Source organism: Nocardioides marmoraquaticus (genome assembly GCF_054777915.1).
Genome location: NZ_BAAHAA010000001.1, coordinates 161,775 through 180,267, shown reverse-complemented (window position 1 = coordinate 180,267; position 18,493 = coordinate 161,775). Strand labels below are relative to the sequence as shown.

Sequence of the window (18,493 nt, the reverse complement as noted above, 5' to 3'; positions counted from 1 at the left end):
GCCAGTGTGCCGGGCGCTCAGGCCTGCAGGCGGAGGAACTCGAGGTGGCGCTCGTACTGGTCGAGCACGTCGTCGATGAGCTGGGCCTGGGTGTAGCCCATGACGTCGTAGCCGAGCCCGCCGTGGGTCAGGTGCACCTCGATGCGGCCGTAGACGTCGTGGCCCCCCGGGACCCGACCGCCGTACGCCGGCACCGGGGCCTCGGTGGGCCACATCTGGTAGCGGAACGGGTGCTCGCCGCCGGTCTCGAGCCGCACGCAGCGGGTGCCGTCGTCCTCGACGGTCTCCTCGGCCACCGCCTCGACGTCGCGGCGGCACAGCTCCTCGGCGACCTCGCGCAGCGCGGGCAGGGCGACGTCGGTGAGGTAGCGGTCGGTCTCGGCCGGGCTCGGGAACTCCAGTGCGTGCGAGAGCCGGTGGCGCCAGTTGCGCGAGCGGTGGCCGGCGAGGTCCTGGCGGTTGCTGTCGGCGCGGTGGCCCTCCACCCGCAGCGCCCGGAGCAGGCCCCACATCACGCCGACCAGCACGAAGGCGAAGGGCAGGCCGACGATGATCGTGGCGTACTGCAGGGCGTAGATGCCGCCGACGCCGAGGATGGCCAGCGTCAGCGCACCGGTCGCCGCGGCCCAGAAGATGCGCAGGGCCGGCGCGCCGTCGTGGCGGGGCGTCGGCAGCCGCGACGACAGGTTGGCCATCACCAGTGCGCCCGAGTCGGCGGAGGTGACGTAGAACAGCAGGCCGACGAGGATGGCGAGGCCCGCGACGAACGGGAACGCGGGGTAGGCGTCGAGCAGCGCCCACAGGCCCTGGTCGGGGCCGGTGCTGGCGGTGACCGCCTCGGTGAAGCTCACGTTGCCGCTGCGCACCTCGTCGAGCGCGGCGTTGCCGAAGATCGCGATCCACATCACGATGTAGCAGAACGGGATGATGAGGGTGCCGGCCACGAACTGCTTGATGGTGCGGCCGCGCGAGATGCGGGCGAGGAAGAGCCCGACGAACGCCGCCCAGGCCACCCACCAGGCCCAGAAGAACAGCGTCCAGAGGCTCAGCCAGTCGCCGGTGTCCTCGAAGGCGAAGGTCTGCATCGTCATGTCGGGGAACAACCGCGCGTAGTCGCCGACGTTGAGCACCAGGGCGTTGAGCAGGTAGCTGGTGCGACCCGTGACCAGCACGAAGACCGCCAGCGCGATCGCGAGCAGCACGTTGATCTGCGAGATGACCTTGATGCCCTTGTCGACGCCGCTGACCGCCGACAGCGTCGCGATGCCGACGGCCACCACGATCAGCGCCGCCTGGGCGGCGAGGCCCATCGGCACGCCGAAGACGACCTGCAGCCCGACGTTGAGGCTGACGACCCCGATGCCCAGCGAGGTGGCGACGCCGAAGATGGTGCCTAGAACGGCAGCGACGTCGACCGCGTGGCCCGCGGGTCCGTCGACGTGGCGTCCCAGCACCGGAGCGAGCGCCGAGCGCACCGCCAGCGGCAGCTGGGCGCGGTAGGCGAAGTAGCCGAGGGCCAGGCCCATCAGGCAGTACATCCCCCAGCCGGAGATGCCGTAGTGGAACAGCGTCCACACCGTGCCCTCACGTGCGGCCGCCACCGTCTCGCCGTCGCCCGACGGCGGGGTGAGGTACTGCGTGACCGGCTCGTAGACGGCGTAGAACATCAGGTCGGTGCCGATACCGGCGGCGAACAGCATCGCCGCCCAGGCGCCGGTGCCGTACTCGGGCCGGGAGTGCTCGGGGCCGAGCCGGACGTCGCCGTAGCGCGAGAGGGCGAGGTAGACGACGAAGACGAGGATCGCGGTGGCGAGCGCGATGTAGTACCACCCGAACCACGACGACACCCACCCCACGACCGTGCCCAACGTGCTCTCGGCGTTGGTGGGCGCCGCCACGCACCACGCGGTCACCGCGAGGGTGACGGCGGCAGCGGGCACGAAGACCGGCCAGCGGACCCTGGGACGCTCCTCCCCGGCAGGTGCGGTCGCGGTCGGTCGGGCCTCTGTCTGAGCCATGGCCGAACGGTAGACGCCGTGGGGCCGGTTGGGGAGATGTCAGTTCAGCTGGTCTCAACCGCGACGGCGGCGGATCTCCTCGTTGATCGCCGGGACGACCTCGTGCATGTCGCCGACGACGGCGTAGTCGGCCTTGGTCATCATCGGGGCGTCGGGGTCGCTGTTGATGGCCACGATCGTCTTGGACGACGCGCAGCCGGCCCAGTGCTGGATGGCGCCGGAGATGCCGCAGGGCACGTAGAGCTCGGGCGAGATCCGGCTGCCGGTCTGCCCGACCTGCTCGTGGTGGGGGCGCCAGCCGAGCGAGGTGACCACGCGGGACACCCCGAGCTGGCCGCCGAGCAGCTCGGCCAGCTCGATCACGTCGCCGAAGCCGTCGGGCCCCCCGGCGCCGCGACCCGCGCCGACGACGATGCGCGCCGACTTCAGCGAGCCCGCGGCCTGGGTGTCGACCGGCTCGACCGAGACGGCCTGCACGACGCGATCGGCATCGGTCAGCCCGAGCGGCAGCGCGGTCACGGTGGCCGGACCGGCGGTGTCGGCCGGTGCGGCCTCGACCGCGTGCCCGGCGACGGTGAAGACGACCGGGCGGGCCTCGAGGACCATCTCCTCGAGCGCCGCGCCGCCGACGACCTGGCGGGTCACCGTGAACGGCGAGAGCGAGGAGAAGGCGACGACGTTGGCGGCCATGGGGTGGTCGAGGCGGGTGGCGACGCGCGCCATCACCTCGTTGCCGCGGTTGGTGCCGCCGGCCATCACGACGACGGCCTGCTGCTGCTCGCGGGCGGCGATCACGGCGCTCGCGTGCGCCGCGCCGGAGAAGCGGCCGAGGTCGGGGGAGTCGGCGTGCAGCACGGTGCGCACGCCGTGCTCGGCGAGCTCCTTGGGCACCGAGTCGCTCATCGGCCCGACCACGACCGCGTCGACGGGGATGCCTCCGCCCGCCGCGGCCAGCGAACGGGCGAAGGTGACGGCCTCGAGCGAGACCTCGTTGGCCTGGCCCTCGGCGGTCTCCACGTAGACGACGATCATCGGCTGACTCCCAGCTGCTGGAACAGGTCGACGACCGCGCTGGCCGCCTCGGGACCCTCGCCGAGCACCGAGGCGCTCGACGCCGTCACCTCGGGCAGGGTCAGGCGCACGCGACCGCTGCCGGCCGCGGCGCCGGCGAGCGCGCGCTCCTCGACCGCCACCTTCTTGGCCTTCATGCGGCCGGTGATGGTGGGGTAGCGCGGCTCGACGCCGCCCTCGAGGATCGTCACGACCGCGGGCGTCGGGACGCGGTACGTCGACCGGCCCTCCGCGCCCTCGGCGACGAGCGTCAGCACGTCGCCGTCGGCCTGCACCGTCTGCACGCCCGTGACGACGGGCCGCTCGAGGGCGTGGGCGAGGCGCACGCCGACCTGGAAGTCGCCCGAGTCGGCGGCGTCGTTGCCGAGCAGCACCACGTCGTGGCTGCGGCCCTCGGCGCGGTGCGCCGCGACGACCGCGGCGATCTCGCGCGCCACGTCGGCCGGCCCGAGGGCGACCGGGTCGGCCTCCACCAGCGTCGCCGCGGTGCAGCCGACGCCGAGCGCCGTGCGCAGCTGCTCGACCGACTCGGCCTCGCCGATGGTCAGCACGGTGGCCTCGCCGCCGGTGGCGGCGGCCAGCTGCACCGCGGTCTCGACGGCGCACAGGTCGTGGTTGGACAGCGTCCAGCCCACGAACCGCGCGTCGGCCGCCTGCGCGTCCTCGCGCAGCAGCACCTCACCGGAGAAGTCCGGCACCCGCTTGACGCAGACCAGGACGTCCATCAGCGCATCCGCTCGTTGCTCGGGTCGAGCAGCGGGGTGCTGTCGACGGACCCGACGGTCACCGGGTAGAGCTCCTCCATGTAGGACACGGCGAGCCGGTTGCCGATCGTGGCCTGGTCGGGCGGGAGGAACGCCATCAGCACGTGCTTGCCGAGCGACGGCGCCGAGCCCGCGCTGGTGACGTACGGGTGGTGGCCGTGGCCGTCGGTGAGCACCTCGCCGTCGCGGGTCACGACCGGCTCGCCGCCCAGCATGTAGCGCTTGGTGCCGTCGGCCGAGGTGTGGTCGTCGACCGTGAGCGTGCAGAGCACGGTGGCGGGGGCCTCGTCGCGCTGGGCGAGGTAGGCCTCGCGACCGACGAAGTCGGCCGCCTTCACCTTGGGCCGCTGCATCCCGGTCTCGACGATGGTGCGCTCGGCGTCGAGCTCGGCCCCGAACGCGCGGTAGCCCTTCTCGATGCGTCCGGTGGTGCCGTAGACGCCGATGCCGACGGGTACGACGCCGTGGTCGCTGCCGGCGGCGAGCAGGGTGTCCCACAGCGCCGAGGCGGCCTCGAACGGCACGTAGAGCTCCCAGCCGAGCTCGCCGACGTAGGAGATGCGGCTGGCCAGCACCGGGGCGTCGACCCCCTTGACCTGGATCTCGCGGCAGCTGAGCATGCCGAAGCCCTCGTGGCTGACGTCGTCGGAGGTGAGGGAGGCGAGCACCTCGCGGGCCGCGGGGCCCCAGATGCCGATGGTCGAGACCTGGTCGGTGAGGTCGGTGAGGGTGGCGCCCTCGGCGAGGTGGCCGGAGAACCAGGCGCGGTCGGCCATGCCGTGGGCACCGCCGGTGACGACGCGGAAGTGGTCGTCGCCGAGCCGCATCACGGTGAGGTCGGACAGGAAGCCGCCCTTGGCGTCGAGCACCGGGGTGTAGACGACCTTGCCGACGGCGACGTCGCACTGCGCGACGCAGGTCTGCTGCACCGAGGCCAGCGCGCCGGGGCCGGTGATGTCGAAGACGCAGAACGCGGTCAGGTCGACGACGCCGGCGTGCTCGCGCATCGCGAGGTGCTCGGCGTTGATGATCGGGCTCCACCAGCGGGCGTCCCACTCGTGCTCGCGCGGCATCACGGCGTCGCCGTACTTCTCCACGAGGGGGGCGTTGGACTCGTACCAGAACGGGCGCTCCCAGCCGACGGTCTCGTAGAAGACCGCGCCGAGGGCCTGCTGCTGCTCGGCCATCGGCGACCAGCGGATGCCGCGGTCGGACTCGTACTGCTCGGCCGGGTGCACGATGCCGTAGGTCTTGATGAACGACTCCGACGTGCGGGCGCGGACGTGCTCGCGGGTGGTCTCGTGGTCGTGGAAGCGCGCCATGTTGCTGTGGTGGACGTCGATCTCGCTGTGGCCGTGGGTCATCCACTCGGCGACGGCGCGTCCGACGCCCGGGCCCTCCTTGATCCAGACCGCGGCCGAGACCCACAGGCCCGCGACCTCGGACTCGCCCAGGATCGGGTTGCCGTCGGCGGTCAGCGAGAGCAGGCCGTTGATGGCGTAGCGGATCTCGGCGCCGTCGGCCCCGAGCAGCTCGGGCATGAGCTCGAGGGCCTGCTCGAGCTGCGGGTCGAAGTCGGCTGACGTGAACGGCATCTCGGTGGGCGACAGCTTGGCCTGCTCGATCGAGGGGATGTCCTCGGGCTCGTGCAGGATCGCGCGGTGGGCGTAGGAGCCCACCTCCATGTCGGCGCCGTGCTGGCGCTCGTAGCAGAGCGTGTCCATGTCGCGGATGATCGGGAAGGAGATCTCGCCCTCCTTCTCGGCCAGCTGCGGGCAGGGCCCGACCGAGATCATCTGGTGCACGGCGGGCGTCAATGCGATGCGCACCCCGGCCATGTCGCCGATCTTGGGGCTCCACACGCCGCACGCGATGATGACGTGGTCGGCCTCGATGGTGCCGGCGTCGGTCACGACGGCGCGGATGCGGCCGTCCTCCACGGTCAGGTCGGTGACCTCGACGTTGGGGACGACGGTCAGCTCGCCGGTCTCGAGCGCCCGCTCGCGCATGATGGTGCCGGCCCGCAGGCTGTCGACGACGCCGACGCTCGGGCACCAGAAGGCGCCGATGATCTGCTCGGCGTCGAGGAAGGGCACCTTCTCGGCGACGGCCTCGGGCCCGACCAGCTCGGCCTCGATGCCCCAGGCCTTCGCGCTCGACATGCGGCGGCGCAGCTCCTCCATGCGCTCTGGCGTGCGCGCCACCTCGAAGCCACCGGACTGCGTGAAGACACCCATCTCCTGGTACTGCGCGACCGAGTCGAGGGTCAGGTCGGTGATCTCGCGCGAGTGGTCGACGGGGAAGATGAAGTTGCTCGCGTGACCGGTCGAGCCGCCCGGGTTGGGCAGCGCTCCCTTGTCGAGCTGGACGACGTCCTTCCACCCCAGTCGGGTCAGGTGGTGGACGAGGCTGTTGCCGACGATGCCGGCGCCGATGACGACGACGCCTGCGCGGGTGGGGACGGTGGCCACGGGGTCTCCTGGTGCTCGATCGTTGTTGCGCCCTTCGCAACGCAGTGCGTCATGCGAAACGACGTACGTCATCGTCACCCCGCGTTCCGAGCGGTGTCAAGGACCGCGGGCAGCCGTCGTCACAACCATCGCCGGCCCGTCCGGCCGAGGCGTCCCTGCTCGGGCACGCCTCGGCTCAGCCCTCCCCGACCTCGCGGGGCTGCAGGTCGTCGGCCCGGGCAGCCTCGGGCCGGGCGTCGGGGGCGAGCGAGCCGCCGTACGCCGCGGCGACGCGCGGCGGGGCGGGCTCGGCGTTGCGGGGGTCGCCGGGCGGGTAGAGCGACGAGCCGCTGCCGTGGCGGTAGTACGGCGCCTCGGCGGCGGCGAGCGGCGTGTTGCCGAGGATGAGGTCGGCCGCCTTCTCGGCGACCATCATCACGGGGGCGTAGATGTTGCCGTTGGTGACGTAGGGGAAGACGCTGGCGTCGACGACGCGCAGCCCCTCGACGCCGTGGACCCGCAACGAGTCGGGGTCCGTGACGGCGTCCGCGCCGACCCCCATCTTCGCCGTGCACGAGGGGTGCAGCGCGGTCTCGGCGTCCTCGCGGACCCAGTCGAGGATCTGCTCGTCGGTCTCCACCGCACGCCCTGGTGACAGCTCGCCGCCGTCGAACGGTGCGAACGCCGGCTGGCCCAGGATCTCGCGGGCGACGCGCACCGCCTCGACCCACTCGCGGCGGTCGTTGGGGGTGCTGAGGTAGTTGAAGAGCATCCGCGGCTTGCGGCGCGGGTCGGTGCTGTCGATGCGCACCCAGCCGCGGGTGTCGGCGTACATCGGCCCGATGTGCACCTGGTAGCCGTGGGCGTAGCGGTCCTGCCCAGCCGGCGCCGACCCGTCGTAGCGGATCGCGATGGGCAGGAAGTGGAACATCAAGTTGGGCCAGCCGACGTCGTCGTTGCTGCGGGCGAACCCGCCGCCCTCGAAGTGGTTGGAGGCGGCCGTGCCGGTGCGCTTGAGCAGCCACTCCAGCCCCACCAGCGGGCGGTTGTGCCACTTCAGGCCCTCGACGATCGAGACCGGCTGCAGCGAGGCGTGCTGGATGTAGACCTCGAGGTGGTCCTGGAGGTTCTCGCCGACGCCCGGCAGGTCGTGCACCACGTCGATGCCGAGCGGGCGCAGCAGGTCGGGGTCGCCGACGCCGGAGAGCTGCAGCAGCTGCGGCGTACCGATGGCGCCGCCGCACAGCAGCACCTCGCCCGCGGCGGCGTGCTCCCGCTTGCGACCGGCCCGGAGGTAGTCGACGCCGACGGCCCGCGTGCCCTCGAACCGGACCCGGGTGGCGTGGGCGAAGGTCTCGACCCGGAGGTTGGGCCGCTTCATCACCGGGTGGAGGTAGGCGCGGGCCGCCGACATCCGCACGCCCTTGACGATGTTGCGGTCGAAGCGGCCGAAGCCCTCCTGGCGGTAGCCGTTGACGTCGTCGGTCAGCGGGTAGCCCGCCTCGCGGGCGGCCTCGAAGAAGGCGTTGAAGAGCGGGTTGGTGGCCGGGCTGCGCTCCAGGACGAGCGGGCCGGAGCCGCCTCGCCAGGCGTCGGCGCCGACCTGCCCGTCGGGCATGACCAGCGACTCCATCCGCCGGAAGTACGGCAGGCAGTGGCGGTAGTCCCACGACTCCATGCCCGGGTCGGCCGCCCAGCGCTCGTAGTCCATGGGGTTGCCGCGCTGGAAGATCATGCCGTTGATCGAGGACGACCCGCCCAGCACCTTGCCGCGGGCGTGGTAGACCCGGCGGCCGCCCATGGCCGGCTCCGGCTCGGACTCGTAGCGCCAGTCGTAGAGCGGGTTGCCGATCGGGAACGGCAGCGCCGCCGGTGCGTGGACGAGCGGGTCGAACCGGTCGGTGCGCCCCGCCTCCAGCACCAGCACCGTGGTCGACGGGTCGGCGCTGAGCCGGTTGGCGAGGGCGCACCCCGCCGACCCGCCACCGACGATGACGTAGTCGTAGCGGTCGCGGCGGCGGCTCACGACGCACCGCCGGTCGTCTCGTCGGTCGAGCCTGCCCCGTCGGGCGGGCCTGTTGGGACCACCGGTGCGTCGCCGCCGAACCAGCCGGACGGCGCCGGTGCGATGTTGTGCCACACGTGCTTGGTCTCCTGGTACTCCGCGAGCCCGTGCTCACCCAGCTCGCGGCCGGTGCCGGACTGCTTGTAGCCGCCCCACTCGGCCTGCGCGACGTAGGGGTGGAAGTCGTTGATCCAGACCGTGCCCATGCGCAGCCGAGCGGCGACCCGCTGGCCGCGCCCGGCGTCGGAGGTCCACACCGCGCCGGCGAGGCCGTAGATCGAGTCGTTGGCGATGCGCACGGCGTCGTCCTCGTCCGCAAAGGTCTCGACCGTCAGGACCGGCCCGAAGGACTCGTCCTGCGCCACGCTCATCGAGGAGGTGACGCCGGTGAGGATCGTCGGCTCGAAGAAGAAGCCGTCGGCCAGCGCGCCGTCGGTGGCGCGGCGCCCGCCGAGCGCGACGTGGGCACCCTCGGCGACCCCGGCCTCGACGTACGCCGCCACCTTGTCGAGGTGGGCCTGCGAGATCAGCGCCCCGGTCTCGGCCTGCTCGTCAAAGGGACCGCCGAGCCGGATGTCGGCCGCGCGGCGCACGAGCTCGGCGACGACGTCGTCGGCGATGCTCTCCTCGACCAGCAGCCGGGCGCCGGCCGAGCAGACCTGCCCGGAGTGCAGGAAGACCGCGGTCAGCGCGTTGTCGAGCGCGGCCTCGCGGTCGGCGTCGGCGAACACGATGTTGGGGTTCTTGCCGCCCAGCTCGAGCGCGACCTTCTTCACGGTGCCGGCGGCCGCGGCCATGATGCGCTTGCCGGTCTCGAGGCCGCCGGTGAAGGAGACGAGGTCGACCCGCGGGTCCGTGCTCAGCGGTGCGCCCGCCTCGGCGCCCGCGCCGAGCACGAGGTTGCCGACGCCGGCGGGCAGGCCCGCCTCGTCGAGCAGCCGCACCAGGTGGATCGCGGTGGAGGGGGAGAGCTCGGAGGGCTTCAGCACGAAGGTGCAGCCGGCGGCCAGCGCGGGGGCGACCTTCCACGAGACCTGGAGCAGGGGGTAGTTCCACGGCGTGACGAGTCCGCAGACGCCGGCCGGCTCGTGCACGACGCGGCTGACCACGGCGGCGTTGCCGGTGTCGACGACGCGACCGCCGTGCGCGTCGGCGACGTGGCCGTAGTGACGGAACACGCTCGTGACGTCGTCGACGTCGTACTCGCTCTCGACGAGCCGCTTGCCGGTGTCGAGCGACTCGAGCCGGGCGATCTCGGCCCTGTCGCGCTGCAGCAGGTCGGCGACGCGCAGCAGCAGGTCGCCCCGCTCGCGGGCGCTGGTGCGCGGCCAGGGGCCGGTGTCGAAGGCGTCGCGGGCCGCGGCGATCGCGGCCTCGGTGTCGACCGCGGTCGACTCGTCGACCTCGGTCACGAGCGTGCCGTCGGCAGGGCAGCGGATCTCGCGTCGTCCGCCCTCACGGGCGGCGACCCAGGCACCTGCGACGAAGTTCTCCGGCATGGCTTCCGTTCCGGGCCAGCGCCGCGGCGGCGGCGACCGGCCCTGAGCTGCGAGTCACTGTGGTCAGGGGGTCACGACGGGGTCAAGGCTCGTCACCGAGGCGTGACCAGGTGGCGTGGACCAGTGCCGGCGACGTCATCGGCGTCCCCACCCGAGCCGGTGCGACAGCTCGTCGGCCGCCGCGAGCAGGTGCGGCACCACCTCGGCCTGCCGGGCCTCGGTCAGGCGGAAGGTCGGGCCGGAGACGCTGATGCTGGCGACGACCTCACCGTGGGCGCCCCGCACCGGCGCGGCGACGGCGGCCAGGCCCACCTCGAGCTCGTCGACGGCGACGGCGTAGCCGGCCTCGCGCACCTGGTCCAGCTCGCGGCGCAGCGTCGCCCGGCCGGTCACGGTGCGCTCGGTGTAGGCCGGCAGCCGCCCGAGCGTCTCCTTGAGCGTCGCGTCGTCGAGCCACGCCAGCAGCACCTTGCCGTTGCTCGTGGCGTGCAGCGGGATGTGCTGGCCCACCCAGTTGTGCGAGCCGAGCGCGCTCGGCCCGGCGACCTGGTCGAGGTAGAGCGCGCTGCCGCCCGACAGCGTCGCGAGGTTGACGGTCTCGGCGCAGTCGGAGGCCAGCTGCTTGAGGATCGGCCGGGCCTCCTGCACCACGTCGAGCCGGGCCGTGGTCGCCCCGGCCAGCCGCAGCAGGCCGACGCCGAGCCGGTACTTGCCCCGCCCCTCGACCTGCTCGACCAGCCCGTGCTGCTCCAGCGTCGCCACCAGCCGGAACGCCGTGCTCTTGTGCACGCCGAGCTCGGCGGAGATCTCGGTGACCCCCGACTCGCCCCGCCGCGCCAGCACCTCGAGGATGGTCAGCGCCCGGTCGACCGACTGCACGCCCCCCGCCGGTGCCTCGGCCGCTGCGTTGCTCATGGCGCGACCGTAGACCTCCTGGCGCAACAGCGGTAGGTGGCGGGCTCAGTGAGAACTCCCCGGTTGACCGGGGAGTTCTGACTGGATCGGCCTTGATCAGGGCCGATCCAGTCAGAACGAGGCCGAACAGTCGCCCGGCCGGCAGGTCCGTACCCCCGCTTGCGAGACTGAGCGGGTGCAAGCCCGCTACGCCACCACCTGTGCCGCCTGCAAGACCCGCGTCGCGCCGGGCGAGGAGATCGTCAAGGGGGGCAGCGGCTGGGTGCACGAGGCCTGCAAGGGGGCTGCGAGCGGCGTCGCGACGAAGGCTGCGAAGCCGAAGAAGGACCTCGGCCACGACGCCCCGCCGGTGCCCGAGGGCACGACCGAGGTCTTCACCGACGGCGCCTGCAAGGGCAACCCCGGGCCCGGCGGCTGGGCGTGGGCCGTCGAGGGCGGGCCGCAGGGCTCCGGCGGCGACCCCGCGACGACCAACCAGCGCATGGAGATCCGCGCCGCGCTGGAGGCGGTGCGCGCGCTCGACGGCCCGCTGGTGGTGGTGAGCGACTCGACGTACGTCGTCAACTGCTTCCGCGACCGGTGGTGGGCCGGCTGGCGCTCGCGCGGCTGGACCACCAGCGCCAAGAAGCCCGTCGCCAACCGCGACCTCTGGGAACCCCTGGTCGACCTCGTCGAGCAGCGCGGCGACGTGACCTTCCGCTGGGTCAAGGGCCACTCCGGCCACCCGATGAACGACCTCGTCGACCGGCTGGCCGTCGAGGCGAGCCACGCCGTCTAGCGGAAGACCACGGTGCGGGTGCCGTTGAGGCGCACCCGCGACTCGGAGTGCCAGCGCACGGCACGCGACAGCACGGCCGCCTCGACGTCGCGACCGGCGGCGACCAGCTGGTCCTGCGTGTGGCCGTGGTCGACGCGCATCACGTCCTGCTCGATGATCGGGCCCTCGTCGAGGTCGGCGGTCACGTAGTGCGCGGTGGCGCCGACGAGCTTGACGCCCCGGTCGTGGGCCTGGTGGTAGGGCTTGGCGCCCTTGAAGCTCGGCAGGAACGAGTGGTGGATGTTGATCGCCTGCCCCTGCAGCGCCCGGCACAGGTCGTCGCTGAGCACCTGCATGTAGCGCGCGAGCACCACCAGGTGGATGCCGAGCTCGGCGTGCAGCGCCAGCAGCTCGGCCTCGGCGTCGGCCTTGGTGGCGGGCGTGACCGGGATGTGGCGGAACTCGATGCCGTGCGAGCGCACCAGCGGCTCGGCGTCGCGGTGGTTGGAGACCACCACCGGCACGTCGATCTTGAGGCTGCCGGTCGACTGCCGGAAGAGCAGGTCGTTGAGGCAGTGCAGGTGCTTGCTGACCATGAGCAGGGTCCGGTACGGCGCTGCGGCCGCCCACAGCTCGTAGGTCATGGCGAACCGCTCGGCCACGGCGGCGAAGTCGGCCCGGAGCTCCTCGGCCGTGGCGTCCCCGTCGACCTCGAAGTCGATGCGCATGAAGAAGCGGCCGCCCTCGCGGTCGCCGTACTGCTGGCTCTCGACGATGTTGCCGCCGTGGTCGACCAGGAAGCCGGACACCGCGTGCACGATGCCGGGCTGGTCGGGACAGTCGAGGGCGAGCACGAAGTCGCCGGACACGGCGCCCGAGTGGGTGCCGGACAGGGAGACGGCCATCAGTCGCCCAGCTCCGTGCGGCGGCGCGACACGAACTCGCGCATCTCCTCGTCGATCGCGGCGTCGAGCTCGGGCTTGACGTACTCCTCGAGCTTGGCCTGGTAGATCTTCGACGCCCGGGCGGCGGTGTCGAGCGCGCCGCCGCGCATCCACCGGTCGTAGTTGTCGGACGACGACAGCATCGGGCGGTAGAAGCAGGTGCGGAAGCGCTCCATGGTGTGCATGGCGCCGAGGAAGTGCCCGCCGGCGCCGACCTCCTCGTGGGCGCCGAAGGCCAGGGAGTCCTCGTCGATCTCGAGCGGGGTGAACTCGTGCTGCAGCATCTGCAGCAGCTCGGCGTCGACGACGAACTTCTCGAAGCCCGCGACGAGACCGCCCTCGAGCCAGCCGGCCGAGTGCATCACCCAGTTGGCGCCGGCCAGGAAGGTCGGCAGCAGCGTCATCAGCGCCTCGTAGCCGGCCTGCGCGTCGGGCACCTGCGAGGAGGTCAGCGTGCCGCCGGAGCGGAACGGGAGCCCGAAGTGCCGCGCGATCTGGCCGGTGCACAGCAGGCCGATGCCGGACTCGGGGGTGCCGAAGGTCGGAGAGCCCGACTGCATGTCGATGTTGGACAGGAACGAGCCGAAGACCACCGGGCAGCCGGGACGGATCGTCTGGGCCAGCGCGATGCCGGTGAGGGCCTCCGCGATCTGCTGCACCAGCGCGGCGGGGATGGTCACCGGGCTCATCGCGCCCATGAGGATGAAGGGCGTCAGCACGACGGCCTGGTTGGCCTCGGCGTACTCGAAGAGCGCGTCGAGCATGCGGTCGTCCCACCGCAGCGGCGAGTTGCAGTTGATCAGCGAGATCAGCGCCGGCGTCTGCTCCATGCTCGCGCGGCCCGCCTCGCGGCCCTGGCCACCGCCGAGCAGGATCGAGGTCAGCTCGATGGTGTCGGCGGCGTTGGGGCCGGAGACGACGTTGCCCATGAAGGGCTTGTCGGTGAGCGTCGCCAGCGCGTAGGTCATGTCGAGGTGGCGGCTGTCGAGCGGGGTGTCGTTGGGCTCGCAGATGACACCGCCGGCGGAGTCGAGCACGGGGAAGACCTGCGCGAGCTTGGTGAAGCGCTCGAAGTCGTCCATCGTCGCGTCGCGGCGTACGTCGCCCTCCCGCACGAAGGGCGGGCCGTAGACGGCGCCGAAGGCCATCGCGTCGCCGCCGATGTGCAGGCTGTGCGCGGGGTTGCGCGCCTGCAGGTCGAACTCGCGCGGCGCCTTCGCGACCTGCTCGAGGATCCAGTCGGGGTCGAAGAACACCGTGTCGCCCTCGACCTTCTGGCGGGCGGCCCCGAGGACGTCGAGGGCGCGCTGGCTCATGAACTCGACGCCGAGCTCGCTGACCAGGCGGCGCCAGCCGCGGTCGAGCGTCGCCATCGCGTCCTCCGAGAGGATCTCGTAGCGGGGCATCCGGTTGCGGAACATCGGGGGTCCTCCTGTGGCGCGAGATGGTGTCGCGAGGGTGCTTGACCGCGGCTCCCTGGGAAACCTAGCCTCACGATATGGGCAGTGAGTTCCACATGGTGGGAGCACGTGACGCAACTCTGACCTGCCCCCGGAGGGCTGGTCAAGCATGAGCGGGAGTGTCGGTGCCGCGGGCCCGGAGAAGGCTCCCGAGAGCAGCGGGACGCAGGCGGTCGACCGCGCGGCGTCCCTGCTCACCGCCGTGGTCGAGGCCGACACCCCCGTCACCTTCGGCGACCTCGTCGAGGCCACCGGACTAGCCCGCTCGACCACCTCGCGCATGCTCGCGGCCCTCGAGCGCACCGGCCTGCTGGAGCGCACGGCGCAGGGTGAGTACGTCGGTGGACCGCTGTTCGTGCTGTACGCCGCTCGCCACGACCGCAACTGGCAGCTGGCCAAGCTGGCGCGACCGACCCTCGAGCTCATCGCCGGCGAGACCCGCGAGACGACCCACCTCGGCGTGGCCAACGGTGGCGGGGTCGAGCACGTCGGCCAGGTCGACGGCAGCTACCTGCTCGGTGCGCCCGACTGGAACGACGTCGAGGTGCCGGTGCACTGCTCCGCGCTCGGCAAGGTGCTGCTCGCCCACAAGGCGCTCGACCTGCCCGACGGCCGGCTCTCCACGCCGACCGACCAGGCCTACAGCACCCGCGCCGACCTCGAGGACGAGCTCGCCCAGATCCGCGAGCGCGGCTGGGCGACGACCTTCGACGAGCTCGAGCTCGGCCTCTCGGGCATCGCCGCCCCCATCTTCGGCCCCGACGACGACGTGGTCGCCGCGGTCGGTGTGTCCGGACCCACGACGCGCCTCGAGGCGCGCACCGAGGAGATCGGGCAGTTCATCGCAGACCAGGCGCAGCAGCTCTCCCGCAGGCTGCAGCGCCGTACGACCCTGGAGAAAGGCCCCTCCGCATGACACCCGACGACATCCTGCGTGGTCTCTTCGACGAGACCCTGGTGGGCAACGGCCCCCGGGTGCTCGAGCTGACCCACGAGGCGCTCGCCATGGACATGGAGCCGCAGACGCTGCTCTTCGACTCCCTCATCCCCGCCCTCGAGGAGGTCGGCGCCCGCTTCGAGCGCGGCGACTTCTTCGTGCCCGAGATGCTCATCGCCGGCCGCGCCATGGCCGGCGCCATGGAGGTGCTCCGCCCGCTGCTCGCCGACACCGGCGTCGAGACGGTCGGCAAGTTCCTCATGGGGACGGTCAAGGGCGACGTGCACGACATCGGCAAGAACCTCGTCAACATCATGCTCGAGGGCGCCGGCTTCGAGGTGATCGACCTCGGCGTGCAGGTGGCGCCCGAGACCTTCGTCGCCAAGATCACCGAGCACCAACCCGACATCGTCGGCTTCTCGGCGTTCCTCACCACGACGATGCCGATGTTCAAGGCCAACATCAACGCGCTCGAGAAGGCCGGCATGCGAGACGACGTCATCGTCATGGTCGGCGGCGCCCCCGTCACCCAGGAGTACGCCGACGCGGTCGGCGCCGACGGCTACGCCGCCGATGCGTCGGGCTGCGTGCGCCGCGCCAAGGCCCTGCTCGACGAGAAGCGTTCGAAGGTGCCCGCCTGATGAGCGCCGCGACCCCGCTGCACACGTCGATCCGCTCGGCGACCAAGGAGGTCGTCATCGGCAGCGACCGCCCCTTCTGCGTCATCGGCGAGCGGCTCAACCCGACCGGCCGCCGGATCTTCCAGGAGCAGGTCAAGGCCGGCGACCTGTCCGCCATCGAGCGCGACGTCAAGGCGCAGGTCGAGGGCGGTGCCGACGTCCTCGACGTCAACATGGGCATCCCGCTCGTCGACGAGGCCGAGCTGCTCGCGAAGGTCATCAAGATGGTGCAGGGCATGACCGACCTGCCGATCTGCATCGACTCCTCGGTCGTCGCGGCGCTCGAGGCCGGCCTGTCGGTCTACCAGGGCCGCGCGCTGGTCAACTCGATCACCGCCGAGGACGAGCGCATGGAGCAGATCCTGCCGCTGGTCAAGAAGTACGGCGCCGCCGTGGTCGCGCTGCCCAACGACGTCGACGAGATCCCGATGGAGGCCGAGAAGCGCCTCGAGCTGGTCGAGAAGATCGTGCGGGTCGCGACCGAGGAGTACGGCATCGCGATCGAGGACATCGTCATCGACCCGCTGGCCATGCCCATCGGCGCCGACCAGGCGACCGGTCTCGCGACGCTCGAGACGATGCGCGGCATCCGCGACCGCTGGGGCATGAACATGACCTGCGGCGCCTCCAACGTCTCCTTCGGCATGCCCGGTCGCCACGAGCTCAACGGTGCGTGGCTGGCGATGGCGATGACCGCGGGGCTCTCCAGCGCGATCATGGACGCCCGCACGCCCAGCGTGGTCGGCGCCGTGCGCGCCGCCGACCTCCTGCTGGGCCACGACGAGTGGGGCATGACCTGGATCTCGCGGGCGCGGCAGATCGCGGCGCGCGAGAAGGCGGCCCAGGAGGCAGCGGCCCAGGAGGCAGCGGCGCAGGCCGAGGCGGTCCCAGCGACGTGACCCCACCACCCCTCGGAGGCCGCACGGGCGACGCCCTCGCGGAGGAGCAGCTCGAGCTGGCGCAGGAGCTCCCGCTCGAGCAGTTCCCCCGCGAGGCGCTGCTGCCCGCGCCGGGGGCGCCGCTGCCGCAGCACGACGGCAGCGGCCGGGTGCACCTGGCCTTCACGGTGGTCAACAAGGACGCGCCGTCGCAGGAGCGGTCGGTGCGGGTGCCCCCGGGCGTCACCGTCTTCGACGCGGCGTCGTGGAACGGCATCGCCGTCGACTCGACCTGTGGCGGCCACGGCACCTGCCACAAGTGCAAGGTCCGGCTCGACGCGCAGACGCCGGTCACCCGCCACGACCGTCGCACCTTCAGCGACGGCGAGCTCGCCGAGGGCTGGCGGCTGGCGTGCCTGGTCTCGGCGACGCAGGACCTCGCCGTCGAGGTGCCGCCGCTGACCACCCGGCCCAAGGCCGCCACGGTGGGGGTCGGGCGCCAGGTGATCCTGCGCCCGGCCGTGCAGAAGCGCTACGTCGAGCTCGACGAGCCGACCCTGGCCGACCAGCGCACCGACCTCGTGCGGCTGCAGGACGCCGTGCAGGACTTCGAGCTCAAGGTCGGTCTGGCGGTCCTGCGCGAGCTTCCCGGCCTGCTGCGCTTCGCCGACTGGAAGGTCACCGCGGTCGTCGTCGACGACGAGCTCGTCGCCGTCGAGCCGGGCGACACGACCGCGACGCGCTACGCCGTGGCGTACGACCTCGGCACCACCACCGTCGTCGCGACCCTGCTCGACCTCGCCACCGGCACGCCCGTCGCCGTGGCCTCGCGGCTCAACAAGCAGCAGCCCTTCGGCGGCGACGTCATCACCCGCATCAGCGCCACGATGATGGACGGCGAGGCGCTCGGCCGGCTGCAGGCGCTGGCGGGCGAGACGCTCGACGAGCTGGCCCAGCAGGTGTGCGCCGAGGGCGGCGTCGAGCCGCACCACGTCTACGAGGTCGCCGTCGCCGGCAACGCCACCATGACCGCGCTCCTGCTCGGCATCGACCCCGAGCCGCTCGGCGTCGCGCCCTTCGTGATGAGCAGCGCGCACGTGCCCACGGTCCCGGCCGGCGAGCTGGGGCTCTCGCTGCACCCCCGTGCCCAGGCCGTGCTCTTCCCCTCGCTCGGGGCGTACGTCGGCGGCGACATCGTCGCGGGCATGCTCGCGACCGGCATGGACCGCGACAAGCGCACCCGCCTCTTCATCGACGTCGGCACCAACTGCGAGATCGTGCTCAGCAACGGCGACACCGTCGTGTCGACCGCTGCGCCGGCCGGCCCGGCGTTCGAGGGCGGCGCGATCCGCTGCGGCATGCGCGCCGCCGACGGAGCGATCGAGGTGATCAAGCTCGATGTCGACGGCACCGTCGACCTCGGCGTCATCGGCGACGTCGAGCCGCGCGGGCTGTGCGGCTCCGGGCTGGTCGACGCCGTCGCCGAGCTCGTCAAGGTCGGGCTGCTCGACGGCTCCGGCCGCCTCGTCACCGACGAGCGGGCCGCCGAGATCTCGCCCGGCCTCGCGCCGCGACTGGCCAAGGTCGGCGAGGAACGCGTCTTCGTGCTGCACCGGCCCGCGGCCGACACCCCGGTCGAGGAGTGCGTCTACCTCTCGCAGCGCGACGTGCGCGAGCTGCAGTTCGCCAAGGGCGCGATCGCGACCGGGTGGACGCTGCTGCTCGAGGAGCTCGGCCTGGCGCACGGTGACGTGCAGCAGGTGCTGCTCGCCGGCTCCTTCGGCTCCTACCTCTCCCCGGCCTCGGCCGTGCGGATCGGGCTGGTGCCGACCCTGCCGGTGCTGCGGATCGTCTCCGCCGGCAACGTCGCCGGCGAGGGCGCGAAGATGGTGCTGCTCTCGCAGCGCGAGCGCGCCGGCGCCGACGCCCTGCTCGAGTCGGTCGAGTACGTCGAGCTGTCCGACCGCGCCGACTTCAACGACCGCTTCGTCGAGCAGCTCGCCTTCCCGGGGGCGTCGTCGTGACCGCGGCGGTCGAGCAGGCATCGTCGGTCGA

Annotated in this window: 14 protein-coding genes; 5 read left to right on the top strand and 9 right to left on the bottom strand. The window is 72.3% G+C overall.

Annotated elements, in window-relative coordinates:
• Positions 1–17: 17 nt before the first annotated feature.
• The 7 genes from betT to ACYU8I_RS00865 form a co-directional block, all read right to left on the bottom strand.
• Positions 18–2,018, bottom strand: coding sequence for a choline BCCT transporter BetT (betT, locus tag ACYU8I_RS00895; protein ID WP_460836431.1), 2,001 nt, complete (start codon positions 2,016–2,018; stop codon positions 18–20).
• A gap of 54 nt (positions 2,019–2,072) precedes the next feature.
• On the bottom strand, positions 2,073–3,050 hold the full coding sequence (locus ACYU8I_RS00890; RefSeq protein WP_460836430.1) for an electron transfer flavoprotein subunit alpha/FixB family protein: 978 nt from the start codon (positions 3,048–3,050) through the stop codon (positions 2,073–2,075).
• A complete protein-coding gene (locus ACYU8I_RS00885; RefSeq protein ID WP_460836429.1) occupies positions 3,047–3,814 on the bottom strand; it encodes an electron transfer flavoprotein subunit beta/FixA family protein in 768 nt (255 codons plus the stop codon). The genes ACYU8I_RS00890 and ACYU8I_RS00885 overlap by 4 nt, the downstream gene beginning before the upstream one ends.
• Positions 3,814–6,324, bottom strand: coding sequence for a GcvT family protein (locus ACYU8I_RS00880; RefSeq protein WP_460836428.1), 2,511 nt, complete (start codon positions 6,322–6,324; stop codon positions 3,814–3,816). Before ACYU8I_RS00880 ends, ACYU8I_RS00885 begins: the two co-directional genes overlap by 1 nt.
• 175 nt (positions 6,325–6,499) lie before the next feature.
• Positions 6,500–8,329, bottom strand: a complete 1,830-nt coding sequence (betA, locus tag ACYU8I_RS00875) for a choline dehydrogenase (protein WP_460836427.1) — start codon at positions 8,327–8,329, stop codon at positions 6,500–6,502.
• Positions 8,326–9,867 carry an aldehyde dehydrogenase family protein gene (locus tag ACYU8I_RS00870; RefSeq protein WP_460836425.1) on the bottom strand — a complete coding sequence of 514 codons (1,542 nt, stop codon included), beginning with the start codon at positions 9,865–9,867 and terminating at the stop codon, positions 8,326–8,328. Before ACYU8I_RS00870 ends, betA begins: the two co-directional genes overlap by 4 nt.
• 135 nt (positions 9,868–10,002) lie before the next feature.
• A complete protein-coding gene (locus tag ACYU8I_RS00865; protein WP_460836424.1) occupies positions 10,003–10,782 on the bottom strand; it encodes an IclR family transcriptional regulator in 780 nt (259 codons plus the stop codon).
• Positions 10,783–10,957: 175 nt separating this feature from the next.
• Between ACYU8I_RS00865 and ACYU8I_RS00860 the strand changes: the two genes are divergently transcribed.
• Positions 10,958–11,560, top strand: a complete 603-nt coding sequence (locus ACYU8I_RS00860; protein WP_460836423.1) for a ribonuclease H family protein — start codon at positions 10,958–10,960, stop codon at positions 11,558–11,560.
• Here the strand turns inward: ACYU8I_RS00860 and purU are convergent.
• Both purU and ACYU8I_RS00850 read right to left on the bottom strand, forming a co-directional pair.
• On the bottom strand, positions 11,557–12,444 hold the full coding sequence (gene purU / locus ACYU8I_RS00855; protein WP_460836422.1) for a formyltetrahydrofolate deformylase: 888 nt from the start codon (positions 12,442–12,444) through the stop codon (positions 11,557–11,559). The two genes, ACYU8I_RS00860 and purU, sit on opposite strands and share 4 nt — an antisense overlap.
• Positions 12,444–13,904 (bottom strand): trimethylamine methyltransferase family protein, encoded by a 1,461-nt coding sequence (locus ACYU8I_RS00850; RefSeq protein WP_460836421.1) that lies wholly within the window; start codon positions 13,902–13,904, stop codon positions 12,444–12,446. The genes purU and ACYU8I_RS00850 overlap by 1 nt, the downstream gene beginning before the upstream one ends.
• Before the next feature lie 148 nt (positions 13,905–14,052).
• Here ACYU8I_RS00850 and ACYU8I_RS00845 point away from each other — a divergent pair, with 148 nt between their 5' ends.
• Genes ACYU8I_RS00845 through ACYU8I_RS00830 form a run of 4 tightly spaced genes read left to right on the top strand, consistent with a single transcriptional unit; the run spans position 14,053 to position 18,462 of the window.
• Positions 14,053–14,859, top strand: coding sequence for an IclR family transcriptional regulator (locus ACYU8I_RS00845; protein ID WP_460836420.1), 807 nt, complete (start codon positions 14,053–14,055; stop codon positions 14,857–14,859).
• Entirely contained in the window at positions 14,856–15,521 is a 666-nt protein-coding gene (locus ACYU8I_RS00840; RefSeq protein ID WP_460836419.1) for a corrinoid protein, read from the top strand. Before ACYU8I_RS00845 ends, ACYU8I_RS00840 begins: the two co-directional genes overlap by 4 nt.
• On the top strand, positions 15,521–16,459 hold the full coding sequence (locus ACYU8I_RS00835) for a dihydropteroate synthase (protein WP_460836417.1): 939 nt from the start codon (positions 15,521–15,523) through the stop codon (positions 16,457–16,459). Before ACYU8I_RS00840 ends, ACYU8I_RS00835 begins: the two co-directional genes overlap by 1 nt.
• Positions 16,456–18,462, top strand: a complete 2,007-nt coding sequence (locus ACYU8I_RS00830) for an ASKHA domain-containing protein (RefSeq protein ID WP_460836416.1) — start codon at positions 16,456–16,458, stop codon at positions 18,460–18,462. Before ACYU8I_RS00835 ends, ACYU8I_RS00830 begins: the two co-directional genes overlap by 4 nt.
• The last annotated feature ends 31 nt before the right edge of the window (positions 18,463–18,493 follow it).